1 protein-coding gene is annotated in these 679 nt (G+C 59.9%); it reads right to left on the bottom strand.

Features of this window, described 5'->3' with window-relative positions:
- The coding region (locus tag J7380_RS20260) for a molybdopterin cofactor-binding domain-containing protein (RefSeq protein ID WP_209198716.1) at nucleotides 1-679 on the bottom strand (679 nt) is incomplete at both ends.

Below are 679 nucleotides of genomic sequence, written 5' to 3'. Positions count from 1 at the left end.
TGATAGGTCGCCTCGGGCCGGCCGGCACCGCGATAGGCATCCACCGGCACCGTGTTGGTGAACATTGCCTTCACGTTCACCTGAATGACCGGCGTCTTGTAATTGCCCGCCATCAGCGTGCCGTGCAGCCATGTGGGCACGGAACTTGAGAAGGTCGACAGATAGGCGCCAAGGTTCGCATAGGTATTGGTGCGCAGACCGACAAAGTTATTGTCCCCGTCCAGCGCCAGTTCGATCGTGCCCACATGGTCGCGGCCATGGGCATCGGACATGAACGCCTCGGACCGGCTGGCCGACCATTTGACGGGCCGGTTGCAGGCCTTGGCGGCAAAGGTCACAAACGCCTCTTCCGCATAGTGGAAAATCTTGGTGCCAAAGCCACCGCCCACATCCGGGGCCACCACGCGCACCTTGTGCTCAGGCAGGCCCAACACAAAGGCACACATCAGCAGGCGGATCACATGCGGGTTCTGCGAAGTGGTATAGAGCGTATAATCCTCGGTTCCGCGGCTGTATTCCGCCACCGCCACGCGCGGCTCCATCGGGTTGGCGACCAGACGGTTGTTCACCAGATCCAGCGTGGTCACATGGGCCGCATTGGCAAACACCTCATTGACCTTGGCATCATCGGTCTCACCCAGCTGCCAGTCATAGCAGATGTTGTTCTTCAGATCGTCAT

The sequence above is a fragment of the Ruegeria sp. R8_1 genome (genome assembly GCF_017743815.1).
GTDB lineage: Bacteria > Pseudomonadota > Alphaproteobacteria > Rhodobacterales > Rhodobacteraceae > Ruegeria > Ruegeria lacuscaerulensis_A.
This window is presented reverse-complemented; position numbering and strand designations above follow the sequence as displayed.